Source organism: Motilimonas thetidivivens (assembly GCF_046452435.1).
Classification (GTDB): domain Bacteria; phylum Pseudomonadota; class Gammaproteobacteria; order Enterobacterales; family CBDFNC01; genus Motilimonas.
Map to the genome: position 1 here is coordinate 1 of NZ_JBKFDK010000037.1, position 20,710 is coordinate 20,710.

The window sequence follows — 20,710 nt, forward strand, 5'->3', positions numbered from 1 at the left end:
TTGATTCTTCTTCATTAACGACATATAAGTAGCACTCGCCCTCACCTATATCCAGTATTCGATAGGGACGATCGTTTAAATGGGTCTTGATTTCCATGAAAGCTCCTCTAAGCTATTTTTTGATCATTAAACAACCATAACCCCCCCCTTACCATGAATTAGACAAAGTCATTTTTGCTATATCTGTGTAGAATGAGGTTAAACGGACTAGCTGTGAAACCATCATGAAAAACAAGCTTATAGATTTAGATCTTAATTTACTTAGAATTTTGAAGGCTGTGGTAGAAACTCATAATACTCATGCTGCAGCCGAGTTATTGGGGATATCCCAAACCAGTGTCAGCCGTGCTTTGGCTAAGTTACGTGAAACCTTTGGTGATCAGCTGTTTATCAGAAAAGCCCATGGTGTGGAGCCCTCTGAATTAGCCGAAAAGCTTGCCGAAGCAGCTGATGAGATGCTGGCCCCCATTCAAAAGGTCGTTGACGCATACCAACGTTTTGATCCCAATACTCATCAAGGTGAAGTTAACATTGCTTTGAATATTTACTTGCTTGAGGTTTATGGAAACGGGATTTTGTCCGCTTTAAAACAAGCATTGCCAGCTGCACGCTTTAACATTCAATATTGGCAAGATAGTTCTTTAGCTGATGTGTTAGATGGCAACACCGATTACTTGATACATTTCAGCACGTTTCCTTTGCCCAAGGAAGTTTATCAACATAAACTTCAAGACATTAAATTAAGCTTAGTTGCTAGAAAAGCGCACCCCGTGCTGTCTCAATCCTGTGAGTGGCAAGATATTCACTCCCTTCCTTTAGCTAGGCTGATCATAGACGGCATCAATGCCAAGCACTCTCCAGTAGAGATTCTCTATCAAAGTAAGGGGTATCAGGCTAATTTTTCGCTCATTACCCACAGTGTCAGTATGCTACTGGAACATATAGCGACCACAGATTCCATATTATTTGGCAGCAGCTATATGAAGATACTTAATGACAAGATTGCGGCCTATCCGCTACCGCTCATGCCAAAGGAGATGACAAGTGTTTCAATCAGTGGTGGATATTTACAAGCCAAGCGCGGATTTCCACTAAACCAGTACATCCACCAAGTGATGCAGACCTTTTTCGATAGTGTTGAGCAGCCCAATTAACACTACTACGCCAGTTTGATTGATAACGCTGGCTTATCCCTTACACAGTGTTCGTTCCGAAAAAGTGAGTGTTGCTAATATAAGCCGACAACAGCAAGCTTATCGCCGAAATGGGTTTATCCGTTTGTTGCAGGTGTCCTTTTGACTTATAAGACATATGTGTAGCGAAGTCCCAGCGTGTTCTCTGCTTGCTGATAAAGCCGTAGTTTAGCGCAAGGATCTGTTGTAGATTGAAACGGTTACCTCCCTGCCTAAACCACTGCTTTAAAGGCATGTTGAACTAAACACAGCAGTGAGATCGGTAAAATCAACCTCATTCGTATCCATTGTTATTTCAGTAAACACTTCTACAGTAGATCCCAAGTCAATCGTTGTTGCTTCAGCTACTGAGTAACCACTAAAAGTCCAATCTTAATATCAAGTTTGTTATTTTGACAATTAACTCGCTAAACTTGGAAAATGGTTGAGTGTATAAAATGAGCTACCAAAAAATGGTAGCTCATTAAAATCAAAACGTATGTTTAAACGAGAATAGCGATAAGTGATCACCCTCGCCATATTGATAACTGTAAACTAACGCACTTGATTGATTAATTTGATAACCAATGTTTGCGGTATAGTCCCAATCTCTTAGTTTATATTTCAATCCATTCTTTTCCTTTACCTTACCTAAGCTATAAGTATATTCAGGGGTAACACCAACCCAAACTTCAGGTGTAATTTTGTAACTCATATCAACTGAGGCTGCAGTATAGTATACGTAATCTTTCATTCCTTTATGTTTTAAACTACCCACCGAGACCTGTGGAATCAAAGATAAATTTTTATACATTTCGCTTCGATTGTATAAGTCAAACTCGAATACATTCGCACTGAAACCTTCGGAGCGATAATCTTGATAATGATGGTAATTTAAAGCCACTCCCATCCCATCACGATTTTGAAAATCCAATTTAAACTTGTGAGCATCAAAATTATCATCGCTATTATACGCTGCAAGTAAACTCCAATCTCTATTAAATGCGTTTGAATATTTTACGCCAACATCAAAATCATTACTTCCGTAGCCAATCTCAAAACCAGAGTAGTGTAGCTTTGAATTTGAAAAGTCTGCACTAGTATTAGCAAAGGCAAATGATGTTGATAGCAAAGAAACAATTAATGCGGTTGGCTTATTTATTTTCATGGTTTTTCCTCTTTGTTTTACTATGAGGCTGATTATATTTATTTCATTGTTAGTAAAACATGAATTACAGCAATTCAATTTTGATGGGCGAAACAACTTATCCACGGCATCTGTTAAAATCGGGAATAATTAGCAAAGGAAGCCCCGAATGTTCTATTTTCGTTCAGTTGTTATTGGTTTACGAATATATGACATCTGCCACAGGGTATGATCAGTGAGGTCTTCTTGAATTATTGAATGAGGTTTTGACGGGGGCTCGTATAACAGAAACTCTTGGTTCGGTAATGGTGTTTGCATTTCTTGTACGCCACATCAAAGTGATGACGTCACTGCTTCCACCACACCTTTGAGCATTGATGTAAGGTGAGCAAAGACGTCTACTTCACTTTGCTAATTTTAATTTTATATAGGTGTCCTGATGCTCACTATATTGACTTGTTATTCAATAAGTTACCCTCTTACTTCGTAAGTAGCTGGCTGAGTTCAACCACAATTTCTTCAATACCCAAGGTGAAGAACTGCACTCCCATGCAGATAAGTAAGAAGCCCATAATTCGGGTAAAGGCATTGATACCATTTTGACCTAGGGCGTTGAGTAAAGGATAAGCCATCGTCAAGGTAAAACCGGCGATCAATGCCACAATAGCCAATCCGGCAACCACACCGACATAAACGCTAACAATGCTGGAATGGTTCTCATAACTTGCGATTTGCGCCGCTAAACTAATGACCATTGCCATTGATCCGGGGCCACACAATGAAGGAATGGTTAACGGGACTAACGCGATGGAGTCTTGGCCATTGGGCGAGGCGTTGGTTTCTGCATTTGGGAATAACATATTAAAACCGATCGCCACAATGATAATCCCACCGCCCAAGCGTAAACTTGGTATCGAAATATTAAACAATTCTAATACTGATGCTCCAATAAAGAAGGTGATACACAACGCGATAAACAGGTACATACCTGCTGTTTTGGCTTGTGAGACTATGTAACGCTTGTCGCGCCCTTTACTCAATCCAAGCAAAATTGTTGCCGCAGCCGGAGGATTCATGATGGGGAGCAAACCTAGAACGGTCAGTGTCATGTAGGTAAACAAGGTTTCTAAATACATGGTGATTCCAAAGTAAATGTGGGTGGGTGTGTCGATTTATAGCAACAACAGTTGAGCTAAATAAAGCACGCTAAAGAAAGAAATCGCGTCAGTTAATGTCGTGAGGATCGGACTTGACAACATCGCTGGATCGAGCTTAAACAGTTTAAGCACCAACGGCAGCGCCCCCCCCTATCATCACCGCCAGCGCTGACGAAAAGCTATACGCCAGAGTGATGACCAAAGGCAATGCCAGATTTTCGTCACCAAACATCACTAGGGTTAACACCGCCAAAACACAGCCGATAAACAAGCCATTAAGCATTCCAATAGGGAGCTCCTTCATCACCACATAGAGCAGATCTTTAGCCGAGATCTGACCGGTGGAGAGCTCACGAATCGAAACGGCCACAGATTGATTCCCCGCCGCGCCAGAAAGATTCGCCACCAGGGGTAAAATAGCGGCTAATACGGCGACTTGCTCGATAATCAGCTCATAAGCAGCGATGATTGAAATCGCAGCATAACTCAGCCCCACCGAAGGCAGTAGGAAAGCCAATCGACGAAGGTTTCGCTTTAGCATAGGCATCGCACGCGATTCATCACCACCTAACACACCAGATTGCTCTAGCAGCGCTTGCTTTGAACGTTGGTATAAGGCGTCATTCAGATGCTTAAAGCCAACAATCCCGATTTGAAATCCGTGCGTATCAACCACGGCCACCACAGGATGCAAAGTCATATTGAGAATGCTTTTTAGGTCACTTAAGCTCGCCTCTGGCGCTACCTCAGGGATAGTCGAATCGGTATGATGCTTTAACAATGCATCATTTGATAGCCGTAACACATCCCGAATCTTTAATCCGCCTAAATAACGCCCTTGGGCACTTTGCAAATAAACGTAACGCCACTCTAAACGGGCCAAACTGTGCTCATCGGAGCTTAACACCCGACTTAAACTGTCAACCGTTGCGTTCTCATCTAACTTAAGCACTTCACTTTTGCTGATCCCACCTACAGAGTCAGAGGAATAGATTAATGCGGCTCGCTCTTCTTCATGCCATGCAGCGGGCAATAAATTGGTTAGCCTGTTACTAAGCTCTTCAGGTAATTCGCTCAACAACAATCGCCTGCCTTCAGATCTTAGAAACTCAAACAGCTCAACAGTGGTACTTTCTGGAAGCTGACTAACCAACTCCAATAGCTCGGCATCGGAATAATGGTCAATTAAATTAGCAGCCAATTTCGGGTTAGACTCTCCGAGTAAATGCCACATACTGATTCGCTCTTTGTCGTTCAGCCTGCGCAATACACAGGGCAAATCGACCGGATCAGCTCGAAGCAAAGCATGATTCAGGCTGCGAGCACTCTTTTTTGCAAGGCATTGAACCACTTTTAGATGAAGCTTTTGCGCACTTTGCGATGAAAATGCAACGCTCATTAATGTCATATATACCCCTTTAATAATAAATAGATACAGCTTAATGGTTTGGCTATGTCGATGTTTGTGAGGCGTCTTTACGCATCACCATACGAATCACTACAGCAAGGAATGCGATGATCATCAAAACGCCGCTACCCATCAGAAACCACCTAGCTAACAACTCTTGATATTGAGAAATAAATGGATGACTAATAACCCAATTGCCAATCATTAGTAAGCTCAATACCCAAGTGACTGAGCTAGTAAAGCTGACCATTAGCGTGCGCAGAATGTTTAGCTGCGCCACTCCCATCAACATCGGTGTCAATACACGAACAAACGGAATAAACCGCGATACAAATAAAGATAAAAAACCAAAACGATTCAGCAGTAGCTTCGTTTTCGGCAGTGCATCATCCGGCAGTGTTCGTTCCGCCTTACGCATAAAGTGCGTGTTATGCAGCCAACGACCTTGTAGGTAAGCGATCAAGCTGCCACTAAATGAAGCGCAAGTCAGCACCAACAATGCACTCGTCAGATCGACAGCTCCAAGCCCGATCAGCCCGCCTATAAACAGCACTAAGCCATCCCCCGGTAAAGGTAAAAAGACAAAGCTGGACTCCAGAAACAACACCACACCTAATAACAGCAACAGTATGTTTAACGAATCGAATAACAACAAAGCCTGAAAATCCTGTAGCCAGATGGCGATGAATATTTCTTGCATGGTAAACTCCAAAACGGGACTATCACTATGGCGTCAGAACCCGAGCATGACTTAATCAAACATTAAAATGATGTAGGCGACGAACAGTATCAGGTGCGTTACACCATTGAGAGAGTTGGTTCGACCACGACTAAAACTAACACTGGTCATCAGTAACGTTGCGCCAAGAAGGACCATCTCGGCAGGCTCCAATCCGAGTTGAATCGGCTCGTTCATTACGCTTGAAATAAGAAGGACCGCTGGGACGGTGAGTGCAATGGTGGCCAAAACCGAACCAAAAAATAAGTTCATTGCTCGTTGTAGCTGATTAGTAATGGCCGCTTTTACTGCCCCCACGACTTCGGGTGCTAGGATAATCAGAGCAACCACCAAACCACCGAGAGCCGCTGGAGCACCAAGTACTGTGATACCATCGTTAATTGGAATCGCTACGCTCTTCGCAAGTAATATCACCACCAGCAAATAACTTACCAGCATGATAGTATGAAAGGTATTACTGTGCAGCGGGCCATGGTGTTCATGATGATCTTCGTTATCACCATCAATAAAGTAGTTAGTATGGCTGCGGGTTTGAACAAATAAGAACACACCATAGAGTGCAATGGACGCTAATACCAAGGTCCATGTCAGGCTTTTCGACATATTGCCTAACGCGTCCATACTGGTAAAGTTTGGCAACACTAAACAAAGCAGAGCAAGTGGAATAATGGCAACCAAATACGCCTTGATCCCGTCAAGGTTGTAGCTTTGAGTGTGGAATTTCATTCCACCGATCAACAACGTAATACCGACAAAACCATTAAGTACCGCCATTACAACAGCAAACATAGTGTCGCGGGCTAAAACCGGATTAGATTCACCGGTCATCATGACCGACGACACCATGATCACCTCAAGCAATACTACTGATAGTGTCAAAATAAGCGTGCCGTACGGGTCGCCAAGCTTAATGGCGAGTGCATCAGAGTGTCGCACGACCGAAAAAATCGCAGTCATCACCGCGTATAATAGCCCTGCGCTAATCAGTATGTAGGCAAAGGGATCCCCCCATGTGCTTAACCACTGGTCACCGATGCCTTTAAAAAAAAGCACGGCCAGAAGACTAAGAGGAAGTTTATATTCTTGTTTGAGAAGGTTGAGCATATTGAGCCTTATCTAGCTAACCAATGACTCGCTAATGTCCTTTAACGAGGGGTTATCGGGTGTCAGCTGCATGACCTTTGCAGCAAGTAATTCAGCTTGAATAGCATCACCCAAGCTGTAGTAATACGTTAAATGATGCGACTTTTTGTGACGATGAATTAGAGAAATTCTTTGTTGCTATTTAGCTCGGCCCAATTCCTTTATTACACCTGCTTTCAAATAACGAGTGCGTCAGGTTCGCCACATATCATAGGATGGTTAAACAGCGGATGCTGCTGTCTCGGTTTGTAGCCGGTAGCGACTTAGGTTAACGCTAACCCACGAAGGCAATCCTGTTCAATCGAGATTGAAGACCAAGTTCCGCCCGTGATTTCGACACAAAGCGATAGTAATGCGTTCAAGGTCTACCTAGCGGTTTCTTCAGTTACCGCACCTCAATTACAGATTATCTATAATCTCCCCCATCTACATTACACAGCGATTCGATTATTTTGATTAGATATCCACTGAGACATGGCGTACAGCTGACGTTTTTGCCGGATATACGGTAGAATCTTTTATGTCATACTTGTATTCAAAACTGAAATCAGGGAACGGAAACATTTCTTCCTTATGCCACTTAGCTACTATTTGACTTGCATCTTCTATAGACGATGCGTTTATTTCTGGCAATTTATCTACGAATTGATATTGTGTTGAATGAGCTATTTTTGCACCCACATTATCGACTTGATTCAACATTGAGAATAATAAGTCTTCTTGCACCGCCATAAACTCTTCATTATCAACGCAACAAATATATGCCATCACCGCTATATTAATGGAATACTCTCCTACCTCCATTAGCCTTACTCGAATTGGTTCATCTTCAATCATGGGATGTTGTAACAACAAACGTCTTAAATTAACAACAAGCACTCTTATTTGATCTAATGACGTTTCTGATCTTATCCGTAAAACATGCTCCATTCTTCTTTTGTCTCTTCTCTCAAGATTATCTATTTCCATGTTGGCAAATTCAGAGTTAGGTATAGTGATCAGTGAACGTTCTAGCGTTCTTATTCTTGTTGAACGAAGACCAATACTTTCAATCGTTCCTAACTTTTCACCATAACGACATAGTTCACCTATTTTTATACCGCCATCAGCATACAGAGTTAAACCATTAATCACATTCTCCAACAAGGGTCTTATTGCCAGTGCTACTGCCAAACCACCTACACCTATACCAGCTACAATTGGTGATATAGAAAACCCCATGAACTCAACTACATAAACACCTAAAACGATGATAATTAAGGCGCCAAATATTCTGCCAAGAACAGTTATCAGGGATGAATCAACATACTTGCCATTATGTTTTTTATAAATATAAATACCAGAGAAGTAGTTAAACACTGCCAATATAAACCACGACAAGAAAAAGAATTGTCCAAATAAAAAGGCACTTGATAAAAACTGGTAAACACCTCCTGTTATCCAAATCCCATCATCAATTAAGCGCCGAGTTAAAAACAATACCATTGCGACACAAACTAAAGATAACAACCGCCCGATGCACCACTTTACCCCTCGGCTATAACAACGTTCATTCCACTGATTGCCGAGCTTAAAACTAAGCCGCATCAAGGTAAAACAAAAATATAGAACCAAAACTAACACCAACCACTGCCAAAGTGGCAATGTTCCGTAAAGTTCATTGAATTCAGCCGGTAAAGAATGTATTAGCTGCTTTGAAAACAATGGACCAGGGCTTTTTAAAAATAATTCATAATAGTTTTCTCGCTCTGGAATTTGGTATGGCAACATTGCTACTGCTCGATACCAACGAAATAACCCTTGGATACTGGATGCACTAAATAAGTACTGCTCCGCACGATCGCCATCTATTTGTTGCTGGATGACAATGTCGGTATTACCAAATCGCCACTGTCTAGAGGAACTCTCTGTCACCATCCCCAAATCAGGTAAATGGGATAATTCATCAAGTGCCAAGCGATCAATAACCTCACGCAGTAGTATTATTTTCTCCATTACGACTACGGTTCGACTACGATTTGGCACCAATGATAAGTCTAAAGTTCGCTGTGCTTGTGTGAATGCGTGCTGCGCTTCGGGTAGATGAAGCTGCTCTGCTTGCCAAAATTCGAGCAACCGTTCCGATGCTGCCATAAAACTTGAAAAGGTGTTTTTGGGGCTGGATGTATCAGCCAGTATATATTGGTCACTTGCAAGGCTAGAGGCACTATAAAGGACAAGGACCAGCCCAAATAGAGCCATTCTTAAAATATTCAACATGAAGATTTTAACCTAATTGAAAATTTTCCAGACACCCACTTGCACGTCCCTGTGCTTGGTACGTTAATGATGTTTACACATATGATTAAGATGTTTATTAAAGAAATCGCGGATTTCCTTTATTGCATCATCTGATTCGGGTAACTCAGTCACTAGGCCATACATATAATCACCATGAGACTGACCATCGTAGATATGTAAATCTGTCACCACATTCACACTACGTAATAAGCGATGCATTCTTACTGTGTCACTCAAGAGTAAGTCTCGAGTACCTGACAAAAATAAGGTAGGTGGAAAAGTATTAACCTTAGCGTAGACAGGTGAAATAAGTGGGTTATCTAACGCTTCACCGCCTGCATATAAATCAAATGTAGCGTTTATTAGCCCCTCTCTCTGTACTAATGGGTCTAAGCCTTTTAGTGTATGCCAAGAATCTGATGTTTCTTTAAGATCAACCGCTGGTGTACCCGCAAACAAAGCACCCGGTAAAGGTAAATTCAATTGTTGTAGCCTAAGCGTAGTTGCTAGCGTTAAATTGCCACCTGCTGAAGTACCAAACATGGCTGTCTTTTCTGGCGCCTGGGTTTTGATTAGCTCTTGCCAAACGGCAACGGCATCATCTATTGCTGCTGGAAATGGATGCAACGGGGGCTTACGATAATCAATCGAGATAACTTGTGCCCCTAAGCCATCAGCAATCCAAGACGCTTCTCGCAGGGCTGATTCTCCGCCACCAAACACAAATGCACCACCATGAATATGGACTAACCATCTATCCTTAAACTCAGGTGCAATTTCTTTTGGTGTTAATTTATAGGTCTTCACGCCGGCAATTTCTTGCTCTGTTACCTTAATACCAAGTCTGGCCACTATCTCTTTTGCTTGAGCATTCCCTGGCGCATCCCACGTTTGTTGTAATGTAAACCATTCGGCTTGATTAGTCGGTACCGGTATAGCTGCTGGTATTTCACGCTGTTGTACTATTTCAGCTAATGGGCTAGATACACCTACTGGAGCTGGAATAGTGCGAGACTCTAAGGTTATTTCAGCCAATACAGTCGTGCTGGTCAGGCCAAAAAACATTATCGGAAACAATTTTGTTAACATTGGTCTTTTCATCGATTTCTCCTTCACTATGAACATATAATCGTTTTTGATTTGACCCGGTAATTATTCAATGTTGAGCCTACGTAGGCGATGAATTCGACAAATTCAAATTTGCTCTTGCACATAGCTAACAGCTAAGTCAAAACACACGATCTCTACATCCAGTGCGATTACCCAATAGAGCCTTGGAAAAGACATAAATGATTCTTTACGGTTTAGTGGCGATTTCTTTGCGTTAACTCAACCATCTGGAGGATTTGACGGTTTGTAGGGTAAAGGAAGCGCATTGCATAACTCATGCATTTGTATTTTGCTCATTTTGCCGCTCATTAAATTCTTCACTCTGGGCAGCCAAGTGTCGCTAGGTTCTATTTTTTAGAACGTTATGTTAAAAATTTGGCGCTATTAATTCATTTTATCGCTCGCTATATTGACCATATTGATTCATATACTCGCCATGGGGGCGAATGGAGTTGTTATGATCACTGTGAGAAAAGCTAACGAGCGTGGCAGAGGCCATTATGGCTGGTTAAATACCCATTATTCTTTTTCATTTGCTAAATATTATGATCCTCGTTACATGGGTGTGTCGGCACTGCGGGTAATCAATGACGATATTATTGATGCGGGTGCGGGCTTTGATACCCATGGCCATCGTGATATGGAGATCATCACTTATGTTACATCCGGCACTATTGCGCATAAGGATAGCGTGGGTAATGTAACGACGTTGCCAGCGGGTGAGTTTCAGTTAATGTCAGCGGGACGTGGTATTCGCCACAGTGAATATAATGCCTCTGACACCGAAGGTCTGACTCTGTTACAGATTTGGATTGAGCCTAATCAATTTGGCGGTGAGCCCGGTTATCAGCAAAAAGCATTTGGCATGCGCGAAGGGTTACATGAGGTGATCACGCCCGATGGCCGAGATGGCACCTTGAAGATCAAACAAGATGCGCGCTTATTGCATTTATTACTGCAAGCAAATCAAACGGCCGAAATGAATTTGGGCCCACAGCGTGTGGCCTATGTGCAGTTGATTAAGGGCCGACTCAAGCTAAACGGAGTGGCACTTGAGCCCGGTGATGGTGGCGCGGTGCAACAAGTTGATCAACTCGTGTTTGCAAGTGATGGTGAGGCGGTAGAAGCAATTGTGTTCGATTTACCACCCCACTCTTAGTTTCTCTTTATAGCTGTAGGTAACCTTTGGCCAAGGGCAAATAGCGCAGCGAGAACACGATGTTCTCAGTTGAGCAGTAGATTTGCTCTTGCTTTAGTTGCTGTTGCCATTGCTCTGGCTCGATATAACTGGCGGAAAATGTTTCATCTGGGCCAGATTGTTGACGAAAAACCTCATAAATCAATCCGATATTACTCGGCTTGTTGCAAGACAGTAAGGCGTTAAAGTAGCTCTGACGCTGTACTTGCGACAAGGCTTGGGTTCCCATGCCGTCTTGTAACCATAGATTAACCTTGGTTTGTGCCACGATTTGTTTAAAAAAGTCCGTGGTTTGCGTTGGGTGTTGATGACCCCCTATATACACCGAAAGATAGGTTTCATGCTCTGGCGTTAACTGTTTAAGTTTCCCTATAAACTCTTGTAAGTGCTTAATTAATATGGCCTGCTGCTGCGGATTTTGCCAATGATAGTCGTCTATTTCTTCTGGGATATACCAGCCAGCAAATGCTGGGTTTTGCCAGATGGGCTGCCATCGCATGGCTTGTTGCAATGAATGACGTTGCAACTCGGCGAGATAGTCGTCCAATTGGTCGTGGGATTGTTTGATGTGATGAAAGAAAGCAGGATCGCTGTATAAGCCTATTTTAATTTTTAAGCCGCGCTGCGCTGCCAAATCAAACAAACGTTCAAGGTTAACCCCATTGAGATTGGGCGTTTCTGGCAACGCTTGATTAAAATGCGCGGACCCAAAGGCGCTCCATTGAAAAACGATCCCTTTTGCACCTTGTTGCTGTAATTGCTTAAAGATGTGGTGCCATTTTGTTTCTGATAACGTCATGTCGCGGGTTTGTGGCTGATACACTACCCACGCATTAACCGGCAAGGGCTGCCAAGGAAGTTGCGGCGAGCGCGCTTGGGCAACACTGGCCAGCACGCCCAAACTGATGAGTAAGAAGATATAACCGAAATATTTTTTTACCATGCTAAATTCACCTTGAACGTGATGCCATTATCATCAGTTAAGTAGGTATCGACTGAATGATGAAACTCAATGGCGAAACTGTGTTTCTGACGATATGCGTAGCGTTCGCTGCCATCGCGCCAGAGGTTAATGGAAACACCGGCGAGCACGCGAAGATCTTCCCCATAGGTACTTGTTGATGCGACTACTGCGGTATAAGGCATAATTGTCGCAGCATTGCTAACACTCTGTTTTAACTTTATATGTTGCCCTATTTTGTATTTTGAAAGCAAATTATATTCGTCGCGCTCTACGCTGTATGAGGCGTCAAAGTACAACTCCTGCTCGGTCCAACCATTGCCCTCTACATGCAAATCTCCCGAGGTTTTACCCTGATTTAGCATGGATGCTGTGGTGCGCAGTAATAAATCGGCCTTTTGCTGTTCAAAGTTATACTGTGGCTCTAGGTATAAATACCAAGATTGGGTTTTGATTGGCTGATATTTCAAGCCAATTCCTGCTAGGGTCGCGCCACTTAACGAGTCAAAACGTTGCTCTGTTTGCTGTTGGCCGATGATGCGTGCATAACCACTGAGCTTAGGATCACCTAGGTTTAGGGCGTAAGGTTTGGCTTCTATTTCGGCACTCCAATAATGGGCGAACGGCTCGGTTAAGTTCGGTGCACCAAGTCCTAAATCAACTGGGAGCCCATTTTCACCTTGCCAGTAGTCTAGCCTGACACTGTATTCTCGATTTAATTGTTCATTAAACCGCATCAAATTATATTTGTGCTGCTGCACTGAGATCCCGTCTATGGTGGGTGTGGTGATGTATTCATCTTTATGTTCAACGGCAACCGCCAATCGTTGGCGCGCCAGCGCTACTTCATTTTGATCGACATACTGATAAGCCAATTCTTCATACCACGGATAATGTGTCGGCATACCGATAAGGGCTTGTTCAAAGTATTGGCTTGCGTTGTCTTGCTCTAATTTCTGCGCCAGATAGCCACGCTGGGCTTGTAAATGGCTGTTTTCTGGCTCTAATAGCAGTGCTTTATCTAAGCTTGCTGCGGCTTGTTGTGGCGCTTGTAATTGCGCCATTTGGCTCAATACATCGGCACTGGGTTGCAATGAATAAAGTTGCTGCAAGCTGTGTAAGGCTTGCTCATCTTGCTTTAAGGCCCGCGCTAGTTGGGCATTTAGTTGCCAGTATTGGGCGTTTTGTTCGCCATTTTGTTGCTGATACTGAGTTAACCACTGCTCAGCCTGTGACCAATGGGACAATGCCAGTGCTGTGCTGGCCATGGCTAGCCTGTGTTTTACTGCTAAGTCCGGTTGCTTACTTAATTGTAACCAACGGCGATAAGCGAGTTCGTTCTGGCCCTGCTGCGCTTCATAATAGGCAAGCTCAAGTTGTACTTGGGTGTTGTAACCCTGTTGCTCGCTTTGTTTAAACACTTGATATGCTTTGTCTGCATCCTGCGGTTGAAAACAGTACGCCAAGTTAATTAGGTCTGCTTGCGGCAACGGTTTTGTCAATTGCTGGGTAATCTGCCACGCTTGTTCACATTGCCCTATTGCTAACCACTGCTGGGCGATTACCGTTTTGTCAGCATTGCTAACGGCTTGCTTTTGCAGTTGCGTTAACGCTTTGTGGGTTTGATCTGTCGTGCCGGTCGCATTGAGTGCCACCAGCAGCCTCGATTTTAATTGTTGCTGGCGCGTGGCGGACCAGCGTGTAAATGGATAATGCTTGATCAGTTCATGACTGGCTAACTGCACCTTACCTTGTTGCATTAGCAAATAACTATATTGGTCAAGGTCGTTTGCATCTTGTTTGTACAGTGCCTGCATAAGGTTAATGGCTTTGTTTGGCATCCCTTGGTGCTGATAGGCACTCACCAGCAAGGCTTGCTCCGTTTGCGTTAGGCTAGCCGTGGATTGTTTATCTTCTAATAGGGTGATAATACTTGGCCAATGCTGCATTTCTTGCGCCAAATTAAGCGCTAAAGTTTGCCATTGGTTAGTGTTTTGTTTGAACTTTACTTGGTAGTTAACTAAATCATTCAAGCCAACATGATGTTTGGCAATATGGATTGCCGAAATATCAAGAATTTCTTGCTCTTGCTTGGCATTTTTAATGTGCGCCAATGCCTTAAAGGCTGCTTCTCGGGTCAGTGGTAAATCCCCTGTTTCCGAGCTTAATTGGGTGAGCAGCGTTTGGGTGCGATAATCTGATGGCAGCTGATTTAGCATGCGCTTGGCTTGTTCTTTTTCACCCGTTTCCAGCAACAAGGTGATCCACTGCTCGCGCTCTTGTGGTGTTAATTGGCCAACTTGGCTGTTATCGCGCATGGCTAGCCACTTTAATGCGCCCGATGTATTACCTGAATTGATATAAACCTGAATTAACTCTCCAGACAGGGCAAATGCCGCCTTACTTTGGCCAAATGGTTGGCTAACCAGCAGCGCTTCTAATGCTTCATTGCGGCCGACTTTCAATAGTAAATAGCCGTATTCACGATGTAAATTAAACGGCTCTTTATCCAATTTTAGGTGACGCTGCAGTTGGCGCATGGCACGTTCGTAGTTTGCATCCTGTTGACTTAAATTGATGCTGGCCATTAACAATTGGTTAAGTTTGGCTTCGCTGGCCGCCGTTGATGGCTGCCATAAAGGATGATTTAGCAAGTCACTGGTCGCGTCTTGGATTGACGAGAGCTTGGCTTGTAAACCCAATATATAAATGTCACTCAACAGCAACAGTTGCCCTTGGTTGGTGATCGTGCGCTTATCGAAATCCGCTAGCAGTTGAGTTGCCGACGCATCTTGGCCTAGCGCGAGGTAAGATTTAAACAGTTCTTTTTCAACGACCAAATTATTTGGTGAAATGGTTAAGGCATGTTGCCATTGCTTAACCGCTTCACCATATTGGCCTTTGTGCATGTATTGGTACGCTTTATCAACAAAAGGATACAAACGAAATTGGGTAAAATCCGATAACCCCTCGCCCGCTGGAAAATCGGTTTTAGCCAAAACGCTGCCTGATAAAAGTAAGGCCAAGAGGAGACTTAGTTTGTACATAATGTTACTCCTCAAGCTCTGGCTGGCTAAAGCCAACCGCTTTTGTTGATCCAAATGCCGTGATCAGTTGACCTAAGGCATGCCAATCAATGACTTCTTTGTCGACAAAATACTGTGCTAATGAAATGTCCGTTTTTTCAAAGCCAATCAGCAGTTGGTTAACCACACTGTTGTTGAGCTGTTGCTGCTCAGCCACGATTTCAATCACGGAATATTGTTGCGCGACTTCCTCATCCAGTAAGTGGCGACTGCGTAGCGCATATTTTTGTTTAAGCTGCGCTTGCTCGCTGGCATTCATTTGATAGCCATATTCTAACGCTTGGGTCACTGTGCCTGGCAGAGCAATCACATAATTCGCTTTTTTACCTACCTTTCTGGTGATGGCCGCTAAGGTTACAGGCGATAGATAGCTTTCACTGGCCAGCAGCAGTTCATCTTTTTCGTTGCCAATAACAACAACTTGATAGCGGTAAGCCAGTTGCTTATTAAGTATTTGCCAGCAGCTAGGGGCGATTGCAAACAGATCAAACCTTTTAGCTGGCACATTTGCCTGCGCCGCTAACGCAGTGGCTAACTGCATTGGGGTTATCTTTGATTGGTTTAATAAATATCGACCCAATTTTCGGCTCACCGGTTTATGCTGCAATGCCTGCTCTCGCTCTGGTGCGGTTAATACTTGCTGCTCAACGAGTAATTTACCCAGGCGTTGGCGCGTGTTTTGCTCGCCTATGTGAGGAAAATCATGGGAGGTTTTGTCCCATGCAACACGTCGAGCATCGCCCATCGCTAATACTTGACGTAGGGCTCGCACATTGGCAAAAAAATTGATGATATTGCCCCACACCATTCGTGGTAGCGAAGCCAAGCCTTGTACCCAACCGTAATAGCTGGTGACAAAAATAAAGCGCTGCAGCATGCGATTGATTAATAATCCCGCATTGATGGTGAGTAGCACCGCCAGCCACTTTTCATCGCCATAGATGGATAAAAAGTTATAACTGTCGCTAACCAAATGCTGCACCAACCACAACAGGCCTAACTGTGAAAAAATCAGCACGGCAAGAAATCCCACTAGATTGGTAAGGCCGCCCTTGCGATCACGCCATAAAAAGTAGTTCAGGCGCCAGTTGCTGCTCCAAGCATGGTTTTTGAACCCTTGGAATACAATGCCAATAATCCAACGGGATTTTTGCCTAACCGCGGTGTGAAAAGTGTCTGGAAAATACTCGCGTATGCACACGACGCTACTCTGAGTCAGGCTTTTACCCGTCCATAGCTTATGTTTATCTTGGTGTTCACTGGTAACCACGGGATAGCGAACAAAGATCTCCTCTAACCCATGCTGCTGCAGTCGGATACCAATGTCATAGTCTTCAGTCAAACTTTGCACATCAAATGCAACCCCTTCGCCTTCTTCCAATAGGATGTTGATGGCCCGGCGGCTAAAACAGGTGCCCACGCCCGCACTGGGCACTTGTCCAACGAGCGCTTCTCGAATTGGCACATCTTTGCCATGCAGTTCGGCAAACTCATCTAGGTAATGGCCACTGGTAAAATCGGTTAGTTTGCGTGCAAATGGATAAACCGGCAGTTGGATCAAGTCTTTTCTGTCAACAAGGTGATTGAACAGTCTTAGTTCCATCGAACTGAGCACATCTTCTGCGTCATGCAAGATAAAGCCACTAAATTCAAATTTGGCTTGCTGTTCAAATAAGGTGATGGCGGCAATGATGTTGTTTAAACAATCGGCCTTACTGGTTGGGCCGGGCTTGGCACAAACCACTTTATGGACATTGGGAAAACGCGCGCAAACCGCATCGACATCGGCTTGGGTTTCTTCATCATTGGGGTAAGTTCCCACAAAGATGTGGTAGTTTTCATAATCTAGGGTGTTTGCGGCTAATTCAGCCATTGGCCCCACCACACCATGCTCTTGCCATGCAGGCACCATGATGGCAAGCGGCTTTTCATCGGCTAGATGTAGATCTCGATATTGGTGACGAGGGTGTTTACTGTAAACAAACAGAGTGCGATACAGACGGCGAAACCAGTAGGCTAAATCAATAAATAGGTCATCAAGTCCACTGATAACTAAGATAATCGCTAAGCCATAAACGAGATACTTTAAGACAAATAAATAGCTTGCAAGAACATCAACCCAACTCATCACCGCTCCTCACTTTTTGAAAAACATGATCAAGATCACATTTGCAATGATAGATCTCATTGCCGGGATGCCAAATAGAGGAAATCCCCTACATGGCAGAGCATAGGCCGATGCAATCGCGCTGATTTGAAACAAAAAAAGGCCGACGATTTGAAAATATGCGAGACTTCATTACGCCATATCAGTAACATAGAACGTTAGTTTTAGGAGGCGTAGCCAGACTTAGGCTACTTGCATGTATTACCTTACTTGGATATGACTTTTGAACGATTTGCCTAATTTACCCTCTACTGTTCAGTTTGATAGCCATTGGTATGGTGGCTTTTTTGGCAGTAAGGTTTGTCAGATCATCTTTGATCCTAAAGGGATATATGTACAAGGTGTGCTGATCACATGGCAACAGATGGACGCACCATTAAGTGTGCTACAAGGTTCCTTGTTTGACACCTTATACATTGCCGCTGGCGAGCACAGCCGATACGTACCTTGGTTGCCAAAACGCCGCTTTGCCTCGGCTTTAAAACAAGGCATTCATCATTGGGCGGCTTTTCATCGCGCCCAACTGATTGAACAAGGGCAACAGTGCGCATCTTTACTTAAGCAAGGCTATTTACGACGCAATCAAATTCTGCCTTTAATAGCGCAAATCAAGCAGTTACTTAAACCGATAACGGCATTGTCGCAGGACAATCAATCGGATTCCAAAGCAGAATATATCGCTATTGAGCCCTTGCTTGATGCTGCGGGAAACAAGGCGTTAACCCTATTACAAATTCTGGCGCAGTGGGATGAACAAGCGATAGCAGCACATCAAAGCCAATACGTTGAGCAACAAAAGTTACTGCACCGCTACTTTTTTAACACCATTGAATCAAATCCCCTTACCCCAATGCAGCAAATGGCTTGCATTGTTAATGAGCACAGTAATTTGGTCTTGGCGGGAGCGGGTTGCGGTAAAACCAGTACCTTGGTTGGCCGTGCTGGTTATTTGATCACCAGCGGGCAAGCCACTGCGCAGCAAATTTTGTTATTGGCATTTGGCCGCAAAGCCGCGCAAGAAATGGATCAGCGGCTTGCCGTTTGTTTACCCGAGGAATCGATCAAAAGCAGTACCTTTCATTCCCTTGGCTTGCACATTATTGCCAGTGTTGAAGGGGCTATGCCTAAGCTAACGCCTTTTGTAGAAGATGAACAAGCCAAGCAAGCTTGGTTGCAGCAACAATTTAATCAATGCTTGGAGGACGCCAGCTTTCGCCATGAAGTGGTTGAGTTTTTGCTTAACTACTGGGGGCCTCAGGTTACCCCATTTGATTTCCAACAGGCGCAGGACTATCTCTCTTATATACAACAACATGGTGTTGCCAGTTTAAATGGCGAGCTGATCTTAGACCAAGCCGACCTGCGCATTGCAAATTGGCTGTTTATGCAGGGGATCAGTTACGAATACCAAGCGCCAAGTGGCTTAGGCCAACACGCGCTCAATGCCCCTGCGCGGCTGTTTTTACCTGAGTATCAAATCACCATTATCACTTGGTTATTTGATAAGCATGGCCAAGTCCCTGATTACTTAGATCAAGATGAATATGAGCAATATCAACACACGATCAGTAAACAAACCTTCAAGCTGATCGAAAATCATTGCTGTGATCTGGAAAAAGATACCTTCTTTGATAACTTGGCCGCGCAACTCACCTCGCTAGGCGTTTTAATGCAGCCGTTATCTGAGTCGCAATTATTTCAGCACTGCCAAGCCAATGGCATGATTGAAAAATTAAGCCTGCTGTTGTGCCAAATGGTCAGCATATATAAGGCGTGTTGGTTAGAGCCTCAAGCCCTCAATGTTCGGCTGGGATCGTTAGCTAACGCCGAGCAAATGCGCGGCGCGGTGGCGTTATTGCAGCCAATATTAATGGCCTATCAAGGCTATTTAGCCAGTCGCAATGAGATTGATTTTGATGACATGATAGGCCGTGCTATCAATTATGTCAGCGATGGCCGTTTTGACTCACCTTGGCGCCATATTTTGGTCGATGAGTTTCAAGATATTTCTGAGCCAAGGGCGCGTTTACTTCGTGCTCTGCGTGATTTGCACCCAGATAATACGCTGTTTTGCGTCGGTGATGACTGGCAAGCGATTTATCGTTTTGCTGGCTCTGATGTCAGCTTGACGACGCAGTTTGATGACTATTTCGGGGCTGGGAATGGGGATTCTGCTATCTTGGCCCTTGATAAGACGTTTCGTTTTAACAACAGTATTGCAGAGATCAGTAGCCAATTCGTTTGTCAAAACCCGGCGCAATTAACCAAGCACCTCAACACCCACCACCAAGTCGATAGCCCTGCTATCTCGTTATTGCGCAGCCACGCTAACAACGCACTAGATTTGATCCTGGCAAATATTACGCAGCGTGTGTCATCTCTGGCCAACAAACCTAAGGTGTTATTACTGGCACGCTATCACTACTTGTTACCCGAACATCAACAACTGAACAACCTAACCCAGCGCTTCCCAAGCCTGAGTATTAGTGCCATGAGCGTACACGCCAGTAAGGGTAAAGAGGCTGATTTTGTGGTGGTGCTTGGTCTAGAGCAAGGCAACCATGGTTTCCCAGCACAAAAAACCACGCCATTTTTGCTTGAGGCTTTATTGCCACCAGCCGAGCATTTCAGCCACAGTGAGGAGCGCCGTTTATTCTACGTTGCCCTGACCCGCGCTAAGCAAAGGGTGTATTTGCTGACCAATATGCAGCGCCCTAGCCCTTTTGTGCTTGAGTTGTTAAATGGTGATTACGATATTGAGTTGGATGAGTTTGAGGTAAGCCCAGATCAGCAGCGCACCCGTGTTGAGGCTTGCCCACAATGTCACACAGGTACACTGCAAAACAAGCAAGGGAAATTCGGTGCATTCATTGGCTGCTCGCATTATCCGTTTTGTGATTATACCCAGGCAGCGTTAAGCTAATTAAACGCTGTTGTTTTGTAGGACCTGAGCTTGCTCAGGGAATTCGCTAGCCTTGGCATTGGCCGCTGGGTATTTTCGCGGCTTAAAAGCCGCTCCTAGGGCACATCTTTTTTGCTGGGGCATAAATCAATATTGCGCGGCTTTTGTGGGACCTGAGCTTGCTCAGGGAATTCGCTAACCTTGGCATTGGGCGCTGGGTATTTTCGCGGCTTAAAAGCC

At 44.1% G+C, this 20,710-nt stretch carries 14 protein-coding genes; 3 read left to right on the plus strand and 11 right to left on the minus strand.

What is annotated here, in order from left to right; all coding sequences use genetic code 11:
• The first annotated feature begins 224 nt into the window (after positions 1-224).
• The gene (locus ACK8OT_RS18645; RefSeq protein ID WP_410198014.1) at positions 225-1,154 is read left to right on the plus strand and encodes a LysR family transcriptional regulator; all 930 of its coding nucleotides are present in this window, start codon (positions 225-227) and stop codon (positions 1,152-1,154) included.
• A gap of 508 nt (positions 1,155-1,662) precedes the next feature.
• Here the strand turns inward: ACK8OT_RS18645 and ACK8OT_RS18650 are convergent.
• The 8 genes from ACK8OT_RS18650 to ACK8OT_RS18685 all read right to left on the minus strand — a co-directional run bounded on the left by ACK8OT_RS18650 (position 1,663) and on the right by ACK8OT_RS18685 (position 10,147).
• Positions 1,663-2,340 (minus strand): hypothetical protein, encoded by a 678-nt coding sequence (locus ACK8OT_RS18650; RefSeq protein WP_410198015.1) that lies wholly within the window; start codon positions 2,338-2,340, stop codon positions 1,663-1,665.
• A gap of 458 nt (positions 2,341-2,798) precedes the next feature.
• On the minus strand, positions 2,799-3,455 hold the full coding sequence (locus ACK8OT_RS18655; protein WP_410198016.1) for a MarC family NAAT transporter: 657 nt from the start codon (positions 3,453-3,455) through the stop codon (positions 2,799-2,801).
• A 36-nt stretch (positions 3,456-3,491) separates the two neighbouring features.
• Entirely contained in the window at positions 3,492-3,578 is an 87-nt protein-coding gene (locus ACK8OT_RS18660; RefSeq protein WP_410198027.1) for a hypothetical protein, read from the minus strand.
• A gap of 22 nt (positions 3,579-3,600) precedes the next feature.
• On the minus strand, positions 3,601-4,884 hold the full coding sequence (locus ACK8OT_RS18665; RefSeq protein WP_410198017.1) for a magnesium transporter: 1,284 nt from the start codon (positions 4,882-4,884) through the stop codon (positions 3,601-3,603).
• 43 nt (positions 4,885-4,927) lie between these two features.
• On the minus strand, positions 4,928-5,584 hold the full coding sequence (locus ACK8OT_RS18670; RefSeq protein ID WP_410198018.1) for a DedA family protein: 657 nt from the start codon (positions 5,582-5,584) through the stop codon (positions 4,928-4,930).
• Positions 5,585-5,635: 51 nt separating this feature from the next.
• Positions 5,636-6,727 (minus strand): calcium:cation antiporter, encoded by a 1,092-nt coding sequence (locus tag ACK8OT_RS18675; protein ID WP_410198019.1) that lies wholly within the window; start codon positions 6,725-6,727, stop codon positions 5,636-5,638.
• A 495-nt stretch (positions 6,728-7,222) separates the two neighbouring features.
• Positions 7,223-9,025 (minus strand): mechanosensitive ion channel family protein, encoded by a 1,803-nt coding sequence (locus tag ACK8OT_RS18680; RefSeq protein ID WP_410198020.1) that lies wholly within the window; start codon positions 9,023-9,025, stop codon positions 7,223-7,225.
• Between the two features lie 63 nt (positions 9,026-9,088).
• Positions 9,089-10,147, minus strand: coding sequence for an alpha/beta hydrolase (locus ACK8OT_RS18685; RefSeq protein ID WP_410198021.1), 1,059 nt, complete (start codon positions 10,145-10,147; stop codon positions 9,089-9,091).
• Positions 10,148-10,613: 466 nt separating this feature from the next.
• Here ACK8OT_RS18685 and ACK8OT_RS18690 point away from each other — a divergent pair, with 466 nt between their 5' ends.
• Positions 10,614-11,315, plus strand: coding sequence for a pirin family protein (locus tag ACK8OT_RS18690; RefSeq protein ID WP_410198022.1), 702 nt, complete (start codon positions 10,614-10,616; stop codon positions 11,313-11,315).
• A gap of 7 nt (positions 11,316-11,322) precedes the next feature.
• Here ACK8OT_RS18690 and ACK8OT_RS18695 read toward each other — a convergent pair whose 3' ends face one another.
• From ACK8OT_RS18695 to ACK8OT_RS18705, 3 genes are read right to left on the minus strand one after another with little or no spacing between them, the layout of a single operon-like run.
• Complete coding sequence (locus ACK8OT_RS18695) at positions 11,323-12,297, minus strand: DUF4434 domain-containing protein (RefSeq protein ID WP_410198023.1); 975 nt, start codon at positions 12,295-12,297, stop codon at positions 11,323-11,325.
• Positions 12,291-15,362 carry an NfrA family protein gene (locus ACK8OT_RS18700; protein WP_410198024.1) on the minus strand — a complete coding sequence of 1,024 codons (3,072 nt, stop codon included), beginning with the start codon at positions 15,360-15,362 and terminating at the stop codon, positions 12,291-12,293. Before ACK8OT_RS18700 ends, ACK8OT_RS18695 begins: the two co-directional genes overlap by 7 nt.
• 4 nt (positions 15,363-15,366) lie before the next feature.
• Positions 15,367-17,529 (minus strand): glycosyl transferase family protein, encoded by a 2,163-nt coding sequence (locus ACK8OT_RS18705; RefSeq protein WP_410198025.1) that lies wholly within the window; start codon positions 17,527-17,529, stop codon positions 15,367-15,369.
• A gap of 262 nt (positions 17,530-17,791) precedes the next feature.
• Between ACK8OT_RS18705 and ACK8OT_RS18710 the strand changes: the two genes are divergently transcribed.
• Positions 17,792-20,491, plus strand: a complete 2,700-nt coding sequence (locus ACK8OT_RS18710; RefSeq protein ID WP_410198026.1) for a UvrD-helicase domain-containing protein — start codon at positions 17,792-17,794, stop codon at positions 20,489-20,491.
• The last annotated feature ends 219 nt before the right edge of the window (positions 20,492-20,710 follow it).